Annotated in this window: 18 protein-coding genes and 2 pseudogenes; 11 read left to right on the top strand and 9 right to left on the bottom strand. The window is 45.9% G+C overall.

The window, feature by feature from the left end; all coding sequences use genetic code 11:
- The 3 genes from M5J74_RS23440 to M5J74_RS23430 all read right to left on the bottom strand — a co-directional run bounded on the left by M5J74_RS23440 (position 1) and on the right by M5J74_RS23430 (position 1,770).
- On the bottom strand, positions 1 to 732 hold the full coding sequence (locus M5J74_RS23440) for an ABC transporter ATP-binding protein (protein WP_250013441.1): 732 nt from the start codon (positions 730 to 732) through the stop codon (positions 1 to 3).
- 95 nt (positions 733 to 827) lie between these two features.
- On the bottom strand, positions 828 to 1,052 hold the full coding sequence (locus M5J74_RS23435) for a ferredoxin family protein (protein WP_015156413.1): 225 nt from the start codon (positions 1,050 to 1,052) through the stop codon (positions 828 to 830).
- 166 nt (positions 1,053 to 1,218) lie between these two features.
- Positions 1,219 to 1,770, bottom strand: a complete 552-nt coding sequence (locus M5J74_RS23430) for a GNAT family N-acetyltransferase (protein ID WP_250013439.1) — start codon at positions 1,768 to 1,770, stop codon at positions 1,219 to 1,221.
- A gap of 331 nt (positions 1,771 to 2,101) precedes the next feature.
- Here M5J74_RS23430 and M5J74_RS23425 point away from each other — a divergent pair, with 331 nt between their 5' ends.
- From M5J74_RS23425 to M5J74_RS23410, 4 genes are all read left to right on the top strand, one after another.
- Positions 2,102 to 2,737, top strand: coding sequence for a peroxiredoxin (locus M5J74_RS23425; protein WP_015156411.1), 636 nt, complete (start codon positions 2,102 to 2,104; stop codon positions 2,735 to 2,737).
- Between the two features lie 119 nt (positions 2,738 to 2,856).
- Positions 2,857 to 3,417 (top strand): TRAP transporter small permease subunit, encoded by a 561-nt coding sequence (locus M5J74_RS23420; protein ID WP_015156410.1) that lies wholly within the window; start codon positions 2,857 to 2,859, stop codon positions 3,415 to 3,417.
- Positions 3,401 to 4,738: a TRAP transporter large permease subunit gene (locus tag M5J74_RS23415; RefSeq protein WP_041463399.1), complete on the top strand. Its 1,338-nt coding sequence runs from the start codon at positions 3,401 to 3,403 to the stop codon at positions 4,736 to 4,738. The genes M5J74_RS23420 and M5J74_RS23415 overlap by 17 nt, the downstream gene beginning before the upstream one ends.
- A 173-nt stretch (positions 4,739 to 4,911) precedes the next feature.
- Positions 4,912 to 5,439, top strand: a complete 528-nt coding sequence (locus M5J74_RS23410; RefSeq protein ID WP_015156408.1) for a tetratricopeptide repeat protein — start codon at positions 4,912 to 4,914, stop codon at positions 5,437 to 5,439.
- Between the two features lie 59 nt (positions 5,440 to 5,498).
- On the opposite strand, the gene M5J74_RS23405 is transcribed toward M5J74_RS23410, so the two are convergent.
- Positions 5,499 to 5,624: a photosystem II protein Y gene (locus tag M5J74_RS23405; protein ID WP_015156407.1), complete on the bottom strand. Its 126-nt coding sequence runs from the start codon at positions 5,622 to 5,624 to the stop codon at positions 5,499 to 5,501.
- 196 nt (positions 5,625 to 5,820) lie between these two features.
- On the bottom strand, positions 5,821 to 6,381 hold the full coding sequence (locus tag M5J74_RS23400; protein ID WP_015156406.1) for a gamma carbonic anhydrase family protein: 561 nt from the start codon (positions 6,379 to 6,381) through the stop codon (positions 5,821 to 5,823).
- Between the two features lie 177 nt (positions 6,382 to 6,558).
- On the opposite strand from M5J74_RS23400, the gene M5J74_RS23395 reads away from it, so the two are divergent.
- Both M5J74_RS23395 and M5J74_RS23390 read left to right on the top strand, forming a co-directional pair.
- Positions 6,559 to 7,068, top strand: coding sequence for a TIGR02652 family protein (locus M5J74_RS23395; protein ID WP_015156405.1), 510 nt, complete (start codon positions 6,559 to 6,561; stop codon positions 7,066 to 7,068).
- A gap of 111 nt (positions 7,069 to 7,179) precedes the next feature.
- A complete protein-coding gene (locus M5J74_RS23390) occupies positions 7,180 to 7,629 on the top strand; it encodes a VOC family protein (protein ID WP_015156404.1) in 450 nt (149 codons plus the stop codon).
- 3 nt (positions 7,630 to 7,632) lie between these two features.
- On the opposite strand, the gene M5J74_RS23385 is transcribed toward M5J74_RS23390, so the two are convergent.
- From M5J74_RS23385 to M5J74_RS23375, 3 genes are all read right to left on the bottom strand, one after another.
- Positions 7,633 to 8,853 (bottom strand): aminomethyltransferase family protein, encoded by a 1,221-nt coding sequence (locus M5J74_RS23385; RefSeq protein ID WP_250013437.1) that lies wholly within the window; start codon positions 8,851 to 8,853, stop codon positions 7,633 to 7,635.
- A gap of 67 nt (positions 8,854 to 8,920) precedes the next feature.
- Positions 8,921 to 10,429, bottom strand: a complete 1,509-nt coding sequence (locus tag M5J74_RS23380) for an aspartate aminotransferase family protein (RefSeq protein WP_015156402.1) — start codon at positions 10,427 to 10,429, stop codon at positions 8,921 to 8,923.
- Positions 10,430 to 10,435: 6 nt separating this feature from the next.
- Complete coding sequence (locus M5J74_RS23375; protein ID WP_015156401.1) at positions 10,436 to 11,758, bottom strand: diaminobutyrate--2-oxoglutarate transaminase family protein; 1,323 nt, start codon at positions 11,756 to 11,758, stop codon at positions 10,436 to 10,438.
- Positions 11,759 to 13,136: 1,378 nt separating this feature from the next.
- On the opposite strand from M5J74_RS23375, the pseudogene M5J74_RS32895 reads away from it, so the two are divergent.
- From M5J74_RS32895 to M5J74_RS23345, 5 genes and pseudogenes are all read left to right on the top strand, one after another.
- Positions 13,137 to 16,042 (top strand): annotated as a pseudogene (locus M5J74_RS32895) (M16 family metallopeptidase).
- Positions 16,039 to 16,317 (top strand): hypothetical protein, encoded by a 279-nt coding sequence (locus M5J74_RS23360; RefSeq protein ID WP_250013436.1) that lies wholly within the window; start codon positions 16,039 to 16,041, stop codon positions 16,315 to 16,317. Before M5J74_RS32895 ends, M5J74_RS23360 begins: the two are co-directional and overlap by 4 nt.
- A gap of 88 nt (positions 16,318 to 16,405) precedes the next feature.
- Positions 16,406 to 16,813 carry a plastocyanin/azurin family copper-binding protein gene (locus M5J74_RS23355; protein WP_342669349.1) on the top strand — a complete coding sequence of 136 codons (408 nt, stop codon included), beginning with the start codon at positions 16,406 to 16,408 and terminating at the stop codon, positions 16,811 to 16,813.
- A gap of 182 nt (positions 16,814 to 16,995) precedes the next feature.
- Positions 16,996 to 17,826 carry a type I methionyl aminopeptidase gene (gene map, locus M5J74_RS23350; RefSeq protein WP_015156399.1) on the top strand — a complete coding sequence of 277 codons (831 nt, stop codon included), beginning with the start codon at positions 16,996 to 16,998 and terminating at the stop codon, positions 17,824 to 17,826.
- Positions 17,827 to 17,957: 131 nt separating this feature from the next.
- A complete protein-coding gene (locus M5J74_RS23345; RefSeq protein WP_250013434.1) occupies positions 17,958 to 19,433 on the top strand; it encodes a pitrilysin family protein in 1,476 nt (491 codons plus the stop codon).
- Positions 19,434 to 19,483: 50 nt separating this feature from the next.
- Here M5J74_RS23345 and M5J74_RS33645 read toward each other — a convergent pair.
- Positions 19,484 to 22,788, bottom strand: a pseudogene (locus M5J74_RS33645) (efflux RND transporter permease subunit).
- Positions 22,789 to 22,826 lie beyond the last annotated feature (38 nt).

Here is a 22,826-nt window from a genome sequence, read left to right as displayed (position 1 = left end):
TCAATGAACCCTACCCGCACCAAGATACAATTCTGCGACTTTGGGATCGTTGAGCAACTCATTCCCAGGACCGGAAAAGCGATCGCGTCCCGTGTCTAATACATAACCCCGATGTGCCATTGCCAAAGCTCTACGAGCATTCTGTTCCACTAAGACAATTGCTGTTCCACCTTGGTTAATTTGTTGAATTTGCTCAAAGACACTCGATACCAATACGGGAGATAAGGCAGCACTCGGTTCGTCAAGTAATAATAAACTCGGTTCTAGCATCAAAGCTTTACCCATCGCGAGCATTTGACGTTCTCCCCCAGAGAGGGTTCCAGCTTTTTGCCGTCTGCGGGTGGCTAGAACCGGGAAAGTCCCATAAATTCTATCTTTTAAAGGAGCTAATGCAGTTTTGCGAATGTATGCTCCCATTTCCAAATTTTCTTCTACGCTCAAAGAGGCGAAGACGTTAGAAATTTGCGGTACATAACACATTCCCATCTGCACGATTTGATTTGACTTCAAACCAGTGATACTGCGATTTTTAAACGTAACTTTGCCTCGATGGGGGCTGAGTAATCCAAAAATCGTCTTAGCTAGAGTCGATTTTCCCGCACCGTTGGGACCAATCACCGCTACGATTTCTCTAGGAAAAATCCGAAAATTAACACCTTGGAGAATATCTAGGTCTTTGACGTACCCAGCCCAAACATCTTCAACTTCTAACAGAGGAGCAGAACTGTACATACCTCAAGGTTGGCTCTCAGCAATTAGCATTTAGCTTATCCCAGATTATGACTCAGCAAGTGCGATCGCTACCATTTACATCTGCCCTCTGCTAGCTAAGGAGTTTTCTGCAAGTCTGGTCTTTCTTCTGGGACAATCGCCCCCTCCACAGGACAAACTTGAATGCAGATGCCGCAGTCTATACAAGTCGTAAAATCGATCCAGTACCATTCTGTCCCCTGAATATTTTTCCCTGGACCTGGATGAATACATGCTACAGGACAGGCATCAACGCAATCCGCAACACCTTCGCAAACTTCAGTAACAATTGTGTGTGACATAGAGCGTTCCCTTAAAATGTTTCGATTTGCAGCGCTAATGCTTGTTTTTGTACTCTAACAAAAAATTCTGTTGTCGTTAATTTTTATTACATTCTCACTCATTTAATTTTAACGAGTAACGATTAAGTATTGTCTCTGTAACTGTAACTGGCAATCTCTAAGATACTTAAACCAACAAAACATACACAGAATCATCTGACTGATATTCTACTCGGCGTAATGTATAATACACTACATTCAATCCGTAAATCTGGGCATCTTTTGTGTAGTGCAATCCAGCTTTCTCCATCACGCGCCGGGAAGCTAAATGGTGTGGTAGCGTCAACGCTACGATCTGGTCTAACTGCACTTGCTCAAATCCGTACCTCAAACTAGCTTTTGTGGCTTCAGTTGCTAGCCCTTGATTCCAGTATGCCCGATCTAGACGATAAAGAACTTCTACTTCATGGCTATCGGGCAAGCAGTTGAGTCCGCACTGTCCGATTAATGTATGGTTGACGCGATCGCAAATTGCCCAAACGCCAAACCCGTGTTGCTGCCAATGGTAGGTAAAGTAGTTATAGGCTGCTTGAGCTGCTTCCCTTACTTGCTCTGGAGGTACGCTCCCCTTGGGAGAGTAACGGGTATATTCTGGATCGGCAAAAATTCGCACGTAATCTTCTAAATCTCTCTCAGTAAAACACCTCAGTCGCAGTCGAGCAGTTTCAATTGCAGGCATCACTGTTTATCGCATCTCTACACATCTTGTAATATAAAAAAGCTTCTCCGAAGCGATCGCACTGTCGTAAACTAAGCTTTGCTTACTAATCAGTTATCAGTTGTCAGTTATCAGTTATCAGTGAACAGGAGTTAGGAGTCAGGAGCCAGACTTTTCAAGTTCTTTCTCCCCCAGCCTCCCCAGCTTCCCCAGCTCCCTCAGCTCTCTTTCCCCTCACCCCCCATCATAAATTTTTCTTTAAAACAGGCAAACTCCTATCGGAAAACAGGGGTTTTATGGCAGGATCTGTATAGTAGGCGAACTATGACATTTTGACGACAGGAAAACAAAAATGGCGCTTCAACTTGGCGATACAGTACCTAACTTTACCCAGTCCTCTTCATTTGGGGATATCGATTTTTACGAATGGGCTGGTGATAGCTGGGTAGTGCTTTTCTCTCACCCTGCTGACTATACCCCTGTTTGCACGACAGAATTAGGCGAAGTCTCAAAACTGAAGCCTGAATTTGATAAGCGGAATGTAAAAGTGATTGCTTTGAGCGTTGATGATGCTGAATCTCACAAAGGTTGGATTGGCGATATCAATGAAACTCAATCCACAACCGTTGACTATCCGATTTTGGCAGATCCCGACAAAAAAGTCTCTGATTTGTATGGCATGATCCACCCGAACGCCAATGCTAAAGTTACCGTTCGTTCGGTTTTTGTGATTGACCCCGCCAAAAAATTGCGCTTGACTATCACTTACCCACCTAGCACTGGTCGTAACTTTGAAGAAATCTTGCGGGTGATCGATTCTCTGCAACTAACTGATAACTACAGCGTTGCTACGCCAGTGAACTGGAAAGATGGAGATGATGTAATTGTCGTACCTTCTATGTCAACTGAAGAGGCGAAGCAAAAATTCCCTAAAGGAATTCAGGAAGTTAAGCCATATTTACGGGTAACTCCTCAGCCCAATAAATAAATTCGAGAGTTCGAGAATTCCGATTGATGTAGAGACGTTACATGTAACGTCTCTACTAATTTATGTGCGCAGCTTATTGATAGAATGCTACATCTATCGCTTTGGAGAGGGAAAACACCTTGCAAAGCCTACTACGCATATCAAAAATCATCGACACGATGAACGAATGGATTGGACGCTTCACGGCTGGCTTCGTCCTGCTCATGGTACTCGTCGGAGTCTGGAACGTCGTCGGTCGCTATCTAGGACGGGCAGTAGGACAAAACTTGAGTTCTAACGCTTTAATTGAAGCTCAATGGTATTTATTCGATCTTGTATTTCTTTTGGGTGCTGCCTACACCCTCAAATATAACGATCACGTCCGAGTAGATATTTTCCATCGTAACTGGTCGCCCAAACTCAGAGCCTTGACCGATCTCTTAGGCACAATATTATTTCTGATTCCTTTTTGCATCATCGTGCTGGTTGTTTCTTGGGACACCATTCTTGTCTCTTGGAGAATTGGCGAAACTTCTCCCGATCCTGGTGGATTACTCCGCTACCCAATCAAAACGATGATTATCGTTAGTTTGGTGTTACTGATTTTTCAAGGGATTTCTGAAGCCATCAAAAACTTAGCTATTATCACCAATCGAATGCAGCAGGAGGAACAGAGTGATAACCCTGGAACTGGACTATGAGTGGTTGGGTCCCTTGATGTTTGCAGGGGCGCTGGTACTGCTTTCTTTCGGCTACCCAGTTGCATTTGCTTTAGGTGGAGTAGCAATTTTATTTGGCTTGCTAGGTATTAGTTTGGGTGTATTCGACCCGATTTTTCTCACGGCTATGCCTCAGCGGATTTTTGGCATCATGGCTAATTACACGCTGCTGGCAATTCCCTATTTCATCTTTCTGGGTTCGATGCTGGAAAAGTCGGGTATCGCTGAGAATCTGCTGGAAACAATGGGAATTCTCTTGGGGCGATTGCGTGGAGGTTTGGCTTTAGCAGTCGTGGTTGTGGGGGCGCTACTAGCGGCAACAACGGGTGTAGTCGCTGCAACCGTAGTAGCAATGGGTCTAATTTCCCTCCCAATCATGCTGCGATACGGTTACGATAAACGATTAGCTACTGGCGTAATTGCTGCTTCTGGGACGTTGGGACAGATTATTCCTCCTAGCGTAGTGTTAGTCGTATTAGGCGATCAGTTGGGCGTTTCCGTTGGAGATCTATTTATTGGTTCCGTCATTCCTGGTTTGATGATGGCAGGAGCATTTGCCATACACGTTGTAGTTGTAGCGTTCCTCAAGCCAGAAGTAGCCCCAGCTTTACCAGAAGATGTCAGGGCAGCAGCAGGAAAAAATTTGGGTAAACGAGTTGTACAGGTGATGATCCCGCCCTTGCTGTTGATTTTATTAGTGTTAGGTAGTATCTTCTTTGGCATTGCCACGCCAACAGAAGCAGGTGCAGTAGGATGCTTGGGCGCAATAGTACTAGCTGGTTTTAACCGTCAGTTGAGTTGGCGATCGCTCTGGCAAGTTTGCGACGTTACCCTGCGAATTACCAGCATGGTCATTTTTATTTTAATTGGCTCGACCGCTTTTAGTTTGGTATTTCGCGGCTTAAACGGCGATCGCTTCATGTTTGACGTTCTGACTAATCTACCTGGCGGCGAAATCGGCTTTTTGTTCGTCAGTATGCTGGTGGTGTTTATCCTCGGCTTTTTTATCGATTTCTTCGAGATTGCCTTTATCGTCGTACCTCTATTTGTTCCCGTAGCGCAGAAATTAGGCTTGAATCTCATTTGGTATGGCGTGGTATTAGGAGCTAACTTACAAACATCCTTTCTCACTCCGCCTTTCGGCTTTGCTCTGTTCTATCTACGGGGTGTTGCTCCCCGCGAAGTTACTACTGGAGATATTTATCGCGGTGTGGTTCCGTTTATCATCCTGCAACTGCTCGTTTTATTGGCGATTATCGTCTTCCCTGGAATTGTTAGTTTTCTTCCCTCACTGATTCGCTGAACTCGTATCTGTCTGAGAGTCCGTGCGGCTAAGAATTCTATTCACTGAGGCTGAGTCTGAGGCGATCGCCTTGACTTCAAACAAGTTTAATCCAACCAAAATTACAATAACTCCACCACAGTCGCAGGATAATTAAGATAGAAACACTATTTTCATTTGAGTTATTACAGCCAATGGATAAAAATCTAGCAGCTGTCTATCTGCTAATCTTGTTAGTCCTGCTGGGCGGAACGGCACTGGCTATCTTTCGCCAAGTCTTTAAAACGCGCCGCGTTGAAGGTACTCTGGCACAACTGCAAAAAAAGTTGTCTCAAGCCCAAGGCACGGCTGAAGAGCATTACGAGTTGGGTGGAATTTATTTAGATAAAAAACTTTACACCCAGGCGATCGCCAATTTCCAAAAAGCACTCAAAGCAGCGGAGCAAGAAGAGCAAAACCCAGAAAATCTAGCTCTCATCTACAACGGCTTGGGTTATGCTTATTTTGCTCAAGACCAATACGACTTGGCAATTCGCAACTACAAAGAAGCCTTGAGATTATATCCAAGCTATACTACAGCGCTTAATAACGTCGGTCACGCCTACGAACGAAAGAACTTGACTACCCAAGCACTACAAGCTTACGAGCAAGTATTAGAGTCAGAACCAAAAAACAGTACGGCAAAACGACGGGCTGCATCTCTTCGCAAGCGGGTTGCTTAGCGAAGAATAGGGTGCGTTCAATAACGCACCCTAAGCTTTTTAACCCCCCCTCCCTCAAATTAAGCTTCTTTGTTGAAAAAGCCTTGAATTTGTCTGATTGCAGCAGGAGCAATGTTAAATAGCGCCCAGCTAGCAGCAGCGATTACTGGTAGCAGAACAAAAGCAACGCGCAGATCGATGTCCATATGTCTTCCTCTCTTAAATAGAGTTTAAAGATTTTTGAAATTTTCTCATCTTTAATTGTTAGCCGAAAACGACAAATTGACTAGTCCTTTTCAAAAGTCAAAAGTTAAAAGTCAAAAGTTAAAACAAACTGCTTCCTTGTCTCCCTTGTCTCCCTTGTCTCCCTAGTCTCTCCCCTCTCCCTTGTCTCCCTTGTCCCTAGTCTCGGTAAAATCCTAGATCGGTTCCCTTCCCTGCATGGACGAGGGCGAGTTTTTCGTAGCGACGAGCGTGTTCGATCAATTCTGCGGCTTCGGCTTGGGAGACTTCCCGTAAAATTTTGGCAGGTACTCCGACAACAAGCGATCGCGGTGGTACATCTTTACTCACAACTGCTCCCGCTCCCACAATGCTTCCCGCTCCGACTCTAACACCATCTAAAATTACTGCGCCAATACCGATTAAACTGCCCCGCTCGACGTAAGCTGAATGCACGACCGCCCGATGTCCTACCGTAACATAATCTTCCAAAACAGTCGGTTTTCCAGGATCGCCGTGTAAGATAGCGCCATCTTGAATATTAGTACATTCACCAATTTCAATCCTTTCGACATCGCCGCGCACCACGGCTCCGTACCAAATACTCGCACCTTTTGCCAGCTTGACAGCGCCCATGACGACAGCATTAGCTGCAACAAAGGCAGCCGGGGAAAGATCGGGAATTGACCAGTAGGATTGGGCAGACACGATAGAATGTTCTATATGATGATTAAGAATCATCGTTTAGCTTAAAACCTTAAGATTCCAAATCTATAATGGTGTAGCTATTCTATACAAAAAATCGCAATGTGATAGTCTTTAGGAGGCGGTGGTGGGTCTAAAAAGCTCTAGTTGGTCGCAAAAACAGAATCGAATCAACGGCAGTGGTAGACAAGTCAGTATTCTGGTTTACGCCTCATGATCAATCCAGGCTTGCAGTACCCAATATTTGGTCCAGAAATTCCGTGTCCCCACTGTCGCCAACCGATCCCGGCGCTAACGTTGACGGATACTTATTTATGTCCGCGTCATGGGGCTTTTGAAGCCGATCCGAAAACAGGTGAATTGATTCATCTCCAGTCAGGTCGCCACTGGCGGCGTTGGAATAACGAGTGGTACAGACAACATACCCACCCAGACGGTATTAGGTTTGAAATTCACGAAGCACTGGATAGGCTGTATACACAGGGTTATCGCGCCACGCGGGTGATTATCGCTCGTCGCTATCAAGACTTAATTAGCGGTTACTTGGAGCGCAGTACCCCCTGGAAAGGGCAGTCCGACCAAACCAAACCCAGACTTTACGGCTTACCCGTAGAATTTAGCCCCGATCCTTTAGATGAACCCTGCTGGGAAGTCATTAATTTCGATCTAGAGAAAGAACCAGGAGTCCCCGTTCGCTATCCCTACTTCCGGTTATTTGAGTGAATAGGGAGTCGGGAGTCGGAAGTAGGGAGTAGGGGAAGAAAGTAGTTTTACATCCCCCTTGTCCTCTTTCCCTCGCCCCTCGCCCCTCGCCCCTCGCCCCTGTCCCTAGTTATGCACCACGTCTCCATTCGGACTGCAAATATTCATAAAGCGATCGCCTTTTACGAGCAGTTAGGATTTACTGTGTGCGATCGCTTTACCACGGGTTACACTCTGGCTTGCTGGATGGAAGGATTAGGAGGGCGGATTGAATTAATTCAAATTCCCCAGCCGCGCCCCGCCCCAGATGCGTTTGGTGACGAGCATTACGTGGGATACTATCATCTATCTTTCGATTTGACCGATACTGCTACCGATTTACCAAGTTGGTTAACTTCTGTAAAGGATCGATTTGCCCAAGCTGCTGAAACCCAACCAGAACAGTATCAACCCTTAAAAGTCTTATTAGAACCCACGCAACAACAAATCGGCGATCGCGTTTATGAAGTCGCATTTATCGCCGATACTGATAGTTTACCCTTAGAATTTATTCGGACTTTACCCAAACTACAATCGGTCTAAGCCTCAAGCTAGCGCCAAAGTAGGAACGCTAGTTGCAGTACTACGCTTGTGGTCTGGATCGTAGAAGGGAAGAGATTTGATGCTGGTAGGGATGGTTTGCCCGTGAATTTCTACAGTCATTTTGGGGGCGAGGGAAGTTGTCGCTTGGGCGTAGTTGGACGATACACAAGCGATCGCAATATAATTTTGACCTGCGGGCGACCAACAGCCGCTCGTTACCTGACCGATTGTTTGTTCTCCTACGCGGACGGGGAACTTCGTCCGCCAAGGGGTACGCAAATCTTGTAAAAACAAAGATTGTTCGCCGTAAGTTTGATGGAGAAACTGGCGATCTAACTCCAATCCTACCAACTGTCGCTGTATCCCTTGTTCTTTTTCCTTCAGCAATGCTTCCCGACCGATGAAACTTGCCTTGCTAAAGTCTACAGTCCAAGCCAAGCTGACTTCTAGGGGAGACAATTTTTCTGCGTCGGTTTGAGCTTGACGGGAGGGAATGTAATCGTATTCGTACCAAATTAGACCAGCTTCAATTCTTGCCAAGTCCAGCGCGTAGAAACCAGCAGGCTGAATACCTTCCGAGCTTCCTGCTTCCATCAAAATATCCCACAGGGCGATCGCATCTTTAGCATCAGACCAGACTTCATAACCGAGATCGCCTGTATAACCCGTGCGGGAAATCACCACCGGGATATCGCGAATTTTTGTCTCGACGAAATTGAAATACTTTAGCCCATCTAAGTTAGTAGCAGCAACTTGATTTAGGATAGTGCGGGATTTCGGTCCTTGTAAGGGTAGGGTGTTAGTTGTCAGGGTTTTGTCTTGAATCTCGACTCGCAAGCCTGTGGCATTTGCCTGCACCCAATCTAAAGTTGGTGTATTAGTCGTCAATTGAAACGTTGTTTCGTCAAAACGATAAACTGTACCATCGTCGAGCAACTTACCCTCAGCATCGCACAGAGCTGTATACATAACTTGCCCGATTTTGCACTTATTAATATTGCGCGTAATCAAGCGATCCAGTAACAAAGCTGCATCTGCACCGCGAATGAGATAGACGTACAGTGGAAAGAAATCAAACAAAGCAGCCGTATTGCGAATTGCTAAATACTCAGGCATTACCGAGAAGTTATAAGTGTCTGCCATGATGTAACCTTCCCAGGACTGCCATTTCCGAGACTTACATAGTGCTGCGACTCTAGGATATACGGGTGTTGGTTTTAACATAGGTTTTCAGTGAGTAGTGAGTAGTGTGAAGAAGTTGCAAGTGGGGAGTGAGAGAATTTTTTGACTTTTAACTTTTAACTTTTGACTTTTGATTCCCGACTCCCGCTTCTATTGCAGGTTGGAGGAAATGGGGTGATTCGCTCAGCATTGTTCCTAGACGTTTGATTTTTTCGACGAGGGCAACTGTGCGATCGAAGGTGACTAGGGGATTAATCAGGGTAAATTTTAGATATGCCTTGCCTTGGATTTCGGTCTGACCGATGACGGCTTTACCTGTCTGTAATAAGGCTTGTTTGATGCCCAAATTTACAGCATTGGTGGAGCGATATCGAAAGACAACAGTACTCATTTCGGGGCTGACTGCTAGTTCTAGCTGCGGATCTTGCTCGATGTGTGCCGCAATTTGCTGAGTGATTTCAATGCCGCGATCGACAACGCCAGCAAAGAATTCTCGCCCGAGGGCGCGAAAGGCAATATATGGTTTGACTGCATCAAACCGACGAGTGGTCTGAATTGATTTTGTCACTAAATCGGGAATGCCTTCGTCTTCGTTATGCTCTGGATTTAGGTAAGCAACATTCAGCCGCATCAACTCAAAGCGAGATTTATCTTTGAGTAAGAACAGACTACAGGGAATCGGTTGATAGAAGAGTTTGTGAAAATCGATCGTGATAGAATCTGCTTGGTGAATGCCAGCTAGTTTCTGGCGATGGCGATCGCTGAGCATTAACGCTCCACCATAGGCAGCATCGACGTGCAACCAAGTGTTGTGTTCGTGGGCGATCGCAGTCATTTCAGCGATCGGGTCGATACTACCAAAATCTGTCGTCCCAGCTGTTGCGACAATGCAAATTGGAATCAAATCTTGGCGATCGATATCTTCTAAGCACTGCACCAAATGTTGAGAACAGAGGCGATAGTTCTTGTCAACTTTGACGCGCACGACTGCATTCATCCCTAAGCCTAAAATCGCTGCCGATTGTTGAACGCTAAAGTGTGCTACCTCCGAACAGAGAATCCGAAATCGCCCTGCTAAGTTTGGCAACCCGTGCAGCTGACTTGTAAATCCACGTTGCTGCAAAGCATAATCCCGCGCTAGCATCAACGCCATAAAATTTGACTGCGTGCCACCACTGGTAAGAGTGCCATCAGCGTTGGCATCGTAACCATACAACTGACACATAAAGTTAATCAAATTCTGCTCTAGTAGCGTCGCTGCACCGCTCTGATCCCAAGAGTCCATCGACTGATTAAATGCCGAGATCAGCATTTCTGCTGCTAGAGAGGGAATTAACACGGGGCAGTGCAAGTGAGCCACGCAATCGGGATGATGTACGGCGATCGAATGGCTGAAGATCGCCTCTACAGCTTCTTGTAAAACTTGCTGAGTCGGGATTCCTTGCTCTGGCAGAATCTTTTGAGTGAGAAACTCGCTGAGAGTTGCGGGAGATAAGCCACTGAAAACTCGTTCTTGCTGGCTCAGGCAGTCCTGAATTAACTTCTGAGTTTGCTGTACAGTTTGAGCGTATTGGGCTAAGCTTTCAGGATTGTGGTTGAGAAAATGCTGTAAGTCCATTTTTGATTAAATGTTCTCCTGGGCAACAGCTGCAACTGCATCTCGGAAAATTTGACAGACATCATCAATCTGTGGTGCTTCGATAATCAGAGGTGGTAGAAAGCGCACGACGCTGGAATTACGACCACCTAGTTCGATAATTAAACCGCGATCGAGACACTCAGCTTGAAGTTGGCGACCCAGGTGTCTGACTTGTGCGGATAGTTCTACTCCCACCATTAGCCCCCGTCCCCGCACGTCGGCAATCAAGTGGGAAAATTCGGCTTGGATTTGCCATAACTGCATCTGAAAATGCATCCCCATTTGCTCAACATAGCTAGCGAGTTGATTTTCACGGATGTAGCGAATGGTGGCGAGTCCAGTCGCCATTGCAAGTTGATTGCCTCGGAAAGTGCCTGCGTGTGCGCCTGGTTGCCAAACATCTAATTCATCTTTGTAAAGAATGACTGCTAGCGGTAAGCTACCCCCAACTGCTTTGGATAGAACGATAACATCAGGTATGATTCCAGAACGTTCAAAGGCGTAAAGCGTCCCCGTTCTACCTAGACCAGTTTGAACTTCATCCGCAATTAAGGGAATGTTTCGTTCTCGCGTAATTCTGCGTACCTCTCGCACCCAAGCGTCCGGTGCTGGAATTACACCACCTTCACCTTGAACGATTTCCATGACTAAACCAGCTAGGGGAAGAATGCCACCCTCTGGATCGCCCAAGGTTGTCTCTAGGTATTGGCTACACTGTTGATAATCTTGCTCGCAGTCGCCCGTACCGATAGGATAGCGATGATGATAAGGGTAGGGGAAGAAATGAACATCTGGCATTAACCCTGGAACTTGCATTTTGGGACCTAAACTTCCCATCAGTGCCAAAGAACCGTGAGTCATGCCGTGGTAGCCACCGCGAAAAGCACCAACTGCCCGTCTACCTGTTGCCGTTTTGACTAACTTGAGTGCAGCTTCAACGGCATCGGAACCGGAGGGACCGCAGAATTGAATTTTGGCATTTTTGCTAAATTCTGCTGGCAAGGACTCGAATAACTCGGAAACAAACTCATCCTTAATTGGCGTGATCAGATCCAATGTCTGCATGGGCAGATCGTTATTGAGTGCGTCGTAGATTGCTTGCTTGACAGCTGGGTGGTTGTGTCCTAGAGGTAATGCACCCGCGCAAGCTAAGCAGTCGATGTATGTTTTGCCATCTACGTCTTTAACGTAAATGCCCTTAGCTTCTGATATTGCTAACCCCAAGTTTCGAGCGTATGTTCGCGCGTTTGATTCGCGGCGAGCTTGCCTTTCTAAAATGGGAGTCGATCGCTTAATAATAGTTACCATGAATAGTCCTGAGTAATTTGTGAATGAGTTAAGTCAAGAGAAATAACATAGCTTGCAATGCACAGAACTCGCTTGAGATAGCTACGTTATAAGAGCTATACCAGAGCTAAAGAAGTCATCTGAACATGTTTAATCCTACTGAGTTGAGTACAAGAAACTATTTCTACAGCTCTTAGCTGTCAAAGATATTTTTTTTCACCATGCCTTTTACCTATGTTTGGCAAAACTTCAAACTGGAGATATCTCATGCACTACTTCAAAATAGTTGAATTCAGATGAAAAGCCAGGCATATAGCTTTCTAAAATCACTGAATATATATCGATAGGAAATGAAGGATAGCAGATGATTTCTACATATATTTATCAGGTTTTTACTCAATACATAATATAGATATTCAAGCAACAAAGAGTCACTTGTTTTCGATCTTATTTATGTTATTTGAGTTGACCGAGTTTAGAATTTCTTATCGCAAAGATTTAAACTCGTTATGATTCGATAATTTCATTATTTCTTAAGATTGTCAACTAGTATTTTCCGCAAGAAATAAAAATACTCAATGTGTTTTTTTTTACTTAGAACTTAGTAAGTGTAATCACTAGGATATATCTAGCGTAAGCAAATAAAGTATTATCTCATACAGGTTCGTACACTTACTCCTCTATATAATACAAGTGAATTTGAAAAACAACTATTGAATAAATAAAGACTGTGCAGCAATCGTATCTATTTATGCATTACAAAGCTAATGCACATAATCCATGTTTAACAATGCTACAAACTGTTAGGTTTATGGACGCAGCGATAATACGAAAATTAAGCTTTCTGTCTCTATTTTAGATAAAAAAATATTTAGATAAATTCATTCATACCCTTTTCAGGTTACCCGATTAGAATGCAGCTATTATAGCCCAGTTAGTTCAAATTTAATGTTTTGTATAAAGCATTATTTAAATCTTTAAGTAGGTTAAAAGTTATTGCGTGAAACTACAGAGAATGACTAGAGCAAATTGTAAAGCAACGGTGAAAATTGGATTTGAATTATTTTAAGAATATATAAATTATGGGGCGAATATTGAATTGCGAATTGATTCATGATTGTGGGCGATCTCGTCGGTATTACGCAGACTACGTACACAACTAGATGAGTTGATGAATATCCAGGATTCTCAACTCACTTATTTAAGTCTGCGGCGAATGGAGATTGAATAAGTGAGTGTTGGAGGAAAGGCGATCGCAGATAGATTGAGATAAAAAAATTAAACAAAAGTCGATGCTTAGGTAAACAAATGCTAATCCCTAAGTTGCGGTCGGCGGACTACAGTAGAGTCAATAAGACTACTGAACTTAGCAACCACTGACTGTCAATCGAAACAATTCATGCGGATTTTTACTTATTTACGCCGTCATCGGCTATTTGTGATTCCATTCACTCTTTGTCTGAGTGGAGTGCTGTTCTTGGCTAATGGAATAACGCTGAGTTTTCCCGCTGCTGCTGACTCTCAGCGTCCTGCTGCTACAGTCACGCGATCGCCTCTATCCGTCACGGAAGATGTCCGTAAAACAATACTGGAAAACGGTCTAACGATTTTAACTAAAGAAGTCCATACTGCACCAGTCGTTAGCGTCCAGGTATGGTACAAAGTCGGATCGCGCAATGAAGCTCCAGGGGTAAACGGTATTGCCCACCAATTGGAGCATATGCTGTTTAAAGGTACGACGACCCGTCCAATTCAATTTGGTCGCCTGTTTAGTGCTTTAGGTAGCGAGTCCAATGCTTTTACCAGCTTCGACCAAACAGCATATTTTGGCACGGTAGAACGAAATAAATTGAAGGCGCTGCTGGAACTTGAAGCAGATCGGATGCAGAATGCGCTAATTAATGACGAGCAACTAGCAAGTGAAAAGCGAGTTGTCATCTCTGAGCTACAAGGTTATGAGAATAGTCCTACTTATCGCCTCGATCGCGCCGTGAGGCGTGCGGCGTTTCCTAACTCTCCATATGGTTTGCCTGTAGGCGGTACGAAAGCTGACGTGGAAAAGTTTACTTCGGAAAAAGTCAGAGATTATTACAACAGGTTTTACAGCCCCGACAACGCTACATTGATTGTAGTAGGAGATTTTGACACTGCACCAACGTTAAAAGCGGTGAAGGAGGTTTTTGGCAAAGTACCGGATCGGGTGAAGGGAACGGGAGTCGGGAGTCGGGAGTCGGGAGTCGGGGGACAAGGGGGACAAGGGGGACAAGGGGGACAAGGGGGACAAGGGGGACAAGGGGACAAGGGGGACAAGGGGGAATAAACTCTTCCTCAGCTCCCTCAGCTCGTTCTAACAGTAAGCCTATCGTACTCAAGGAACCAGGGGCGGCGGCGACGTTGCAAGTCGTGTATTCCTTGCCGGATGCGAATCACCCTGATGTTCCCGCACTGGATGCGATGGATTATATCTTGACAGAAGGGCGGAGTTCTCGATTGTATCAAGCTTTGGTGGAATCGGGTTTAGCGAGTGCGGCAGGCGGTGGCACGGCGAATATGATGGCAGGGGGTTGGTACGAACTCTCGGCTACGGCGGCTCCTGGGCAACAGTTAGATAAAATTGAAGCAGTTCAAGAGCAGGCGATCGCGAATTTGCGAAATAAAGGAGTCACGCCGGAAGAACTCAACCGCGCCAAAGCCCAACTCAAAGCAACGATAATTTTGAGCAATCGCGATATCAGTTCCCAGGCTACACAACTGGGTTACAGCCAAACCACTGCTGGAGATTATCGCTACATCGATCGCTACCTGGCAGCTTTGGATAAGGTAACGGTAGATGATGTCAAGCGGGTAGCAAATACTTACTTAGCTACCGAGAAACGCACTGTAGGGAAGTTTGAACCTACCCAAATCGCCGCCGGACAACCTGGTGGTGCTGGGGCGGGAACTGGTCAAACTGCGGAAAGCTTTAACTTAGGTTCCCCTGTCGATCCGGCAGAAGTGGCTAAATACTTACCACCAGTAGATGTTGCGGCTACACCGAAAGCGCGGCGGCTACCAGAAGAATTTACTTTGGATAATGGCTTGCAGGTGTTGCTTCTGCCCGACTCTAGCACTCCAACTGTAACCTTGAGCGGTCATATCAAAGCAGGGACGGAATTCGATCCGAATCAGTCGGGTGGTTTGGCAAGTATGACCGCAGATAACCTAATGAATGGGACGAAGAATCAGAATGCTTTGCAACTTGCTAAGGCGTTAGAGGATAGAGGCGCAAGTCTAGGTTTTTCTGCGAATCGCGAAGGCGTAGAAATTGGCGGTTATAGCTTAAAAACAGATTTGCCTGTAGTGATTCAAACAATGGCAGATGTGGTACAAAATGCCACATTTCCCGATCGCGAATTAGAGCTATCGCGCCAACGCGCCCTGACTCAACTCAAAATAGACTTGGATAATCCCGGACGGGTAGCGCAACGGAAGTTTCAACAGACGATTTATCCTGCGAATCATCCTTTCCATACCTTCCCAACGAAGGAAAGCTTACAGAGTATCGATCGTCAGCAGATAGTGGAGTTTTATCAAACTCATTACCGTCCCGACCAAACGATTTTGACTTTATTAGGAGACTTCGATCCAAAAGCCGTGCGATCGCTGTTAACGCAACAATTAGCCAAGTGGCAAGGAACGGGCAAACCGCCAACGATCGCCTATCCAGATGTATCTCTACCAGCGAAGGTCAAGCAGTTTAACCCGATTATGCCAGGGAAAACGCAATCGATTACGATTTTGGGATATCGGGGAATTGACCGCAAAGACCCGCGTTACTATACCTCTTTGGTATTGAATCAAATTTTGGGTGGCGATACGCTTTCTAGTCGCTTAGGCACGGAAATTCGCGATCGCCAAGGGTTGACATATGGCATTTATAGTGCATTTCAAGCTGGCAGACATGCCGGACCATTCGCAATTAGAATGCAAACCGACCCAACTGATGCTCAAAAAGCGATCGCCAGCGCCCGCAAATTAATGCAACAAATTCAAACTCAAGGCGTAAAAGCAGAGGAAGTAGAGGCAGCTAAGCGCTCTCTTACCAGTAGTTATACTGTTTCCCTTGCTAGTCCTGACGCTCTTGCTAGTACGATCTTAATGAATGCTGTTTTCGGGCTGGGTGAAGCGGAATTACGCGACTTCCCACAAAAAATTCAAGCTGTCACTTTAGAAAAAGTCAATCTGGCAGCAAAAGAATTGTTGCAACCAGATAAGCTGGCGATCGTTACAGCTGGTCCTGGTAGTGCTACAGCACAAGGGAAGTGAGGAGTGAGGGGACAAGGGAGACAAGGGAGACAAGGGAGACAAGGGAGACAAGGGAGACAAGGGAGACAAGGGAGACAAGGGAGACAAGGGAGACAAGGGAGACAAGGGAGACAAGGGAGACAAGGGAGACAAGGGAGACAAGGGAGACAAGGGAGACAAGGAAGCAGGAGATAAACTGCTGCGCTTTGCCAAATTCTGAATTCCAAATTTCCCTAACTCCTAACTCCTCGCTCCTCACCCCTCTTGACTCCCAACTCCCGCCCTTAACGAGTTAGATATCTACCATCACAGGGAGATTTTATGATGCGCTATTTAAAAAAATTCTTTCTTGTGGCAGGGTTAATACTCTGTACTGCGATCGCTATGCCAAATTTAGCTCAAGCGGCGACGAGTACAGCCCCATCTGTAGACTTGTTGCGTCAGCCAGCGACAGAAATTTCCGTCAGCTTGGGGACTGCTAGTAACGAGCTGAAGTTTGTGCCAGATTCTTTAGAATTATCTGCCTTTAAACGTTACAAACTCGTGCTGACAAATCCTAGTCCGCAGAAACACTATTTCACGGCGAAGGATTTTGCTGATGGAATTTGGACGCAAAAAGTAGAAGCTGGCAATGTAGAGATTAAAGGGGCGATCCATGAATTGGAACTCAAACCGGGAGCCAAGGCAGAATGGGTATTTGTACCTTTGAAATCGGGTAAGTACGCTTTGCGCTGTCCGATTCCCGGGCATACAGAAGCAGGAATGAAGGGGAATATCGCGATCGCCGCCTAAGTCAAACTACAATCAAAACCACAATCGGCTCAAAGTGAAGGACTGTAAATTAAAATAGAGAAGGTGTTTGAATCGTTAGCCTGGATAACAAATTCAGATAACAAATTTATAGACAAGCGCGATCGCATCAAACCTAGATCGGTTGTTTCACACAGTCACCCCATCTGTTCCCATAAAACTCCATGAATATTCTCAGTAATCTCCTCCCTCAACAACCTGCTCAATCTCAGCGCCAAAAAAAGCAACGGCGGGGTATTGAAATCAAATCTCCCCGTGAAATCGAAATCATGCGGCAGTCAGCTAAGATTGTGGCAACGGTATTAAAAGAGATTTCTGAGATGGTGCAGCCTGGGATGACGACTGCCGATCTCGATGCCTATGCTGAAAAGCGCATCCGCGAAATGGATGCAACTCCTAGCTTTAAGGGTTATCACGGTTTTCCTGCTTCTATTTGTGCCAGTGTTAACAATGAAGTCGTACATGGAATTCCCAATCCAAAAAAAGTTTTGAAGACGGGGGATGTCTTAAAAGTCGATACAGGCGCTTTCCATCAAGGTTTCCACGGCGATTCCTGCATTACGATCGCCATTGGTGAAGTTAGTCCGACAGCAACTAAACTGATCCGCATTGCTGAAGAATCTCTCTATAAAGGGATCGAGCAAGTTAAGGCTGGAAATTATTTGATGGATATTGCAGGGGCAATTCAAGACCACGTAGAGGCAAATGGTTTTACGATTGTCGAAGACTTCACCGGACATGGTGTTGGTCGAAACTTACACGAAGAACCCTCGGTTTTCAACTTCCGTACTCGGGAAATGCCTAACGTTAAACTCCGTGCTGGAATGACGCTAGCAATTGAGCCAATTTTGAATGCCGGATCGAGATTTACGCGCATTCTTGCCGATCGCTGGACGGCTGTAACGGTAGATAATGCCCTGTCAGCACAGTTCGAGCATACCGTCTTGGTGACAGAAAGCGGTTACGAAATCCTCACCGATCGCTCTTTGGTGTAATTTCAGATGAGGCAGTATGGCTGCTGTATGATGGGCATCTTGCCTGTCCTGTTAGATTAAATAACGTATCATCGTAGGGGCGCACAGCTGTGCGCCCCTAAAATCTGTGTGACAACGAAATTTTAAATTGTATGATCTCGGACAAGCACCTTATCCGTAACTTTTACAGAATTGGTTTAATAGTCATAGCGATTTTGTTCGTACTTGTCTACCATCCCTCAGCTATAGCAGCCACAGCCAAACACTACACAGAACTAGAGTTTCCCCCCCTCAAACAAGTACAAATTCCCAAATACGATCGCTACGAAATGCCGAATGGTATGGTGGTGTATTTGATGCCGGATCGGGATTTACCTTTAGTGGGAGGAACGGCAATAATTCGGACAGGCGATCGCTGGGAACCACCAGATCGAGTAGGATTGGCAAATTTAACTGGAGTTGTATTGCGGACTGGCGGAACGCAAAAACATTCCGCAGATGAGTTAAATCAGTTATTGGAACAACGGGCAGCGGCGGTGGAAGTTGGAATTAGTGATGCTTTCGGTTCCGCTAGTTTTAGCGCCTTGAGTGAAGATTTAGAAATGGTATTTGGGCTATTTGCGGAAGTTTTACAACAGCCAATATTCGCCCAAGAAAAGCTAGATTTGGCGAAAACTCAAATTAGAGGCGGAATTGCTCGTCGTAATGACGATCCGAATGGTATTGTCGGGCGGGAGTTTCAAAAGTTAGTTTATGGCAGTGATAGCCCTTATGCGCGAACGGTGGAATATGCGACTTTAGATAATATTTCCCGCCAGGATTTAGTTGATTTTTACCGTCAATACTTTCATCCTAATAATCTGATTTTGGGCATTGTCGGAGATTTTGACTCGCAGAACATGCGATCGCTGATTCAAAAATATTTTGGCAAGTGGAAATCTCAACCCAATCTATCCCAACCCCAAATTCCCACAGCCTCTCAGTCTAAGTTGGGCGGATTATATTTTGTCGATCGCCCCCAATTAACTCAAAGCTACGTCCAAGTCGGGCATTTAGGCGGACGGTTTAATAGTCCCGATTATCCAACATTAGATGTGATGAATCAAGTTTTGAATGGATTTGGCGGGCGATTGTTTAACTCCGTGCGATCGCGTCAGGGTTTGGCTTATTCTGTCTACGGTGTCTGGAGTCCCCGTTTTGATTATCCTGGCTTATTTGTAGCGGGGGGACAAACTCGTTCGGCTGCGACTGTCCCTTTTCTGCGTGCGATTCGGACTGAAATTGAAAAACTCCAAACTGATATAGTTCAACCAGATGAGTTGCAACGTGCTAAAGAGTCGGTATTGAATTCGTTTGTCTTCAATTTTGAAAACCCCAGCCAAACTCTGTCTCGCTTAATGCGATACGAATATTTTGGTTATCCAGCTGATTTCTTGTTTCGCTACCAACGTGGCGTACAAATTACGACTGCGGCTGATGTTCAAAGAGTTGCTAAAAAATACCTCCAGCCAGAAAAACTCGTCACCCTAGTTGTTGGAAATGGTACTGCGATTCAACCACCACTGAGTGCGATCGCTTCAGAAGTCATTCCGATTGATATTACGATTCCCGATGCTAAGTCAGGGTGACAAACAAGTCAAAAGTTAAAAGTCAAAAGTTAAAAATGAAGACTCGTTACTCATCCCTCTTTATTGACAGCTGATAACTGATAACTGACAACTGATGGCTGTTTGCGTCCAGACAGATCGCCTAAGAGTCCCATGATGGCGGGAACGACTGTGGGAGTGAGGATGGTTGAGAAAGCTAAGCCACCTGTGAGGACAATGCCCAACCCTTGATATAATTCAGCTCCTTGTCCTGGGACGACTGCTAAAGGTAACATTCCTAGTACGCTCGTGCCAGCTGACATGAAAATAGCCCGGAGGCGATCGCGTGTGGCATTGTAAAGAGACTTATCGTAGTCTTCGCCTTCTGCTTGGAGTTGTAAAGCGCGGTCTACTAAGAGGATCGCGTTGTTTACCACTACCCCAGTCAAAATGATAAATCCCAGCGCCGTAATCATATCCAAGGGGATGATAACACCTGGAATTTGGTTGGCGATAGCCAGACTCAATAACCCGCCACTCATACCCATCGGTACTGTTGCCATAATGACAACTGGGTAGAGAAAGGAGCGATACAGCGCTACCAATAGCAAGTAAATAATTAAGACGGACAGGATAAAGGCAGAGGATAATTGAGACAAGGTTTCAGCCAAGCGATCGGCAGATCCAGATAAATCTAACCGATATCCGGCGGGAAGATTTGCTCGGAGTGGAGCCAAAACTTGAGTTTCTGTCTGATTGACTAATGTTCCTAAAGGTGCTGTAGCTTCGAGGGAAGTTGTTAGAGTAATCGATCGCTCTAGGTTGACGTGGTTAATGACATCGGGTCCTGTTGTCTCTCGTACCTCGGCAACATCTGCTAGCTGCACTTGCTGTCCGCGACTAGTATACAAAGGCAGTTGGCGCAACTGTTCTGGAGTTTCGACAAAAAGATTTTGCAATTCCACTGAAACATCCAATTCTTCTTTACCATCGATAAAATCAGAAGCGATGCGACCACCTAGTGCTGCTTCTACCATTGCCCCGACTTCAGCTTCCGACAACCCAACTTCAGCTAAACGTTCGCGGTTGGGAATCACCTGCAATTCTCCTGCACCAAAGACATAATCAGACCGGACGTTGCGCACGCCAGGAAATGCTCGTAGTTGTTCTGTTATCTGCGTTTCCAACTGGCTCAACTGCTGCAAATCTGCACCCACGATTTGTATTTCAAACTCCTTACCTGGGTCTTGGAAGATCGAGAAGCGTGTCGGAATCAGAAAGCGATAGCCAGGAAAGTTGTTACTCTGCTGTCGCATCCGATCGACCATATCAGCAAGTCCGTTGGTAGTAGCAAATTCGGGCTTGAGAATTGCCGCAATCCCCCGCCTACCAGGACGTTCAATAAACATGACGCGATCGACTTCCGGTTGCTGGCTCAAGAAATCTCTCGCAGGTTGGGATAGGCGAATAGCTTCGGGAATGCTGGTTCCTGGTAAAGGTTCTGCCACCCAAAACACTAAGTTGCGGTTGCCTTCAGGCAGATAATCAGCAGGAGGCAGTAGAAAGATACTTGTAAATAGCAGAATGACGGGAATAGAGACAAGAATTAGTCTACGTCCAACCCGACCTGCACCCAGCGACCAAAGTACAGTAGATGCCAAAAATGATTCTAATTTGCTTTGAAATAGCCGAAAGACAGCAGAAGTGCGAAAAACGGCTGATTCAATTTTTTGGAAGATGGTTGATGGTTGACGGTTATTGGTTGTTGGTTGTTGGTTGTTGGCAATTATTCTCCCTTGTCCCCCTTGTCCCCCTTGTCCCCCTTGTCCCCCTTGTCCCCCTTGTCCCCCTTGTCCCCTTGTCCCCCTTGTTCCCGACTCCCGACTCCCAGCATTTGCATTGCTTCGTGCTGTTTGAGAAACAAACCAGAGAGCATCGGTACTAAAGTTAATGCAGCAAATAGAGAAAATAGGGAAGCACAAGAAAGGGCGATCGCCATGTCTGCAAATAACTGTCCGGCTTCCCCCTGTACCATAATTAAGGGAACGAACACCACAACGTTAGTCAGGGTAGAACCTAACATTGCGCCCCAAACTTCTTGAGTTCCATCGATCGCGGCGCGAACTGCTCCTTTTCCCTGCTGCATGTGGGTAAAAACATTCTCAATCACGACGATCGCGTTGTCTACAACCATCCCCACGGCAAACGCCAATCCCGCCAAGCTAATAATGTTGAGAGATCGCCCCAAAAATGCTATGACGATGAATACTGTGATTAAGGTTGTAGGAATAGTGAGGGCAACGACTGCTACTGTCCGCATCGAACCCAAAAACAGAATTAATACAGCCGTCGCTAGCAGCGCCCCGCTCACTAAGTTCCCTTGTACCAAGGCGATCGACTGCCCGATGTAGTCATTCTCATCGTAGTTGTAGACGAAGCGAATATCTTCTCCTTGGCGATCGAACTGGGTTTCCAATTCTGCTAGAGTTGCCCTCACTCCCCTAGATGTCTCCGGTACGTTTGCCCCAACGCGCCGGATAATTCCAATTGCCACGGCAGGAGTATTGTTAAAAACTAAAGCACTCTCTAGAGGTTTACGCCCCATTTGTACGGTTGCCACATCCCGCATGTAGACTGTACCCGACTGGTCGCGCCGCAGCACAAATTCAGCGATTTGTTGTATGTCTTGCGATCGGCTGAGAGTCCGCACGCGGTATTCTCGTCTACCTAACGTTAGGGGACCACCACGAATGTCGCGATTGTTCTCCCGTAACACCCGCACGACATCGCCTATGGTTAGATTGCGATCGAATAAAGCTTTGGGGTCAACCCTCACCTCAACTTCTCGTTCCCTACCCCCAGGAATGATAAACTGCCCTACGCCTTCGACTCGGCGCAATCTCGGTACGATAACTTCTTCTGCTAAGTCGCGGTAGCGATCGGGATTACCTTGAAACCCTTGTCTCGGTGTGAGGACAACCCACATCATCGGCGAATTATTGCCCCCAACCATCTCGACATCAGACTCATTAACTTCTGCGGGGAGTTCCTCAACTTGTTGCAATTTATTTAACACGTCCACCATCCGCTCGTTTACATCGCTATTCCAAGTAAACTCAAGCGTAATGGCACTGGTTCCAGGACGAGAACTGCTGGTAATTTCCTGTACCCCTAAGACTTCCTCCATCCGTTCCTCAATCGGACGGGTGACGAGATCTTCTACTTCTGTGGGAGCCGCACCAGGATAGGTAGTGGTAATTGTGATTTCAGGGCGATCGCCTCCTGGTTGCAGTTCTAAAGGCAAACTTAGTAGTGAAAAGATGCCAAATACGGCAAGCAGGCAAAACAACACGAAAGTACCGTGCCGCCAGCGGACGGCTGTTTCAATCAAGTTCATGGTAATTGGTAGTTGGTAGTTGGTAGTTGGTAGTTGGT

Origin of the sequence: Chroococcidiopsis sp. CCNUC1, assembly GCF_023546805.1 — a bacterium.
In the GTDB taxonomy this organism is placed as follows: domain Bacteria; phylum Cyanobacteriota; class Cyanobacteriia; order Cyanobacteriales; family Chroococcidiopsidaceae; genus Chroococcidiopsis; species Chroococcidiopsis thermalis.
The sequence above is the reverse complement of the archived record's forward strand: the minus strand, read 5'-3'. Positions and strand labels throughout refer to the sequence as shown.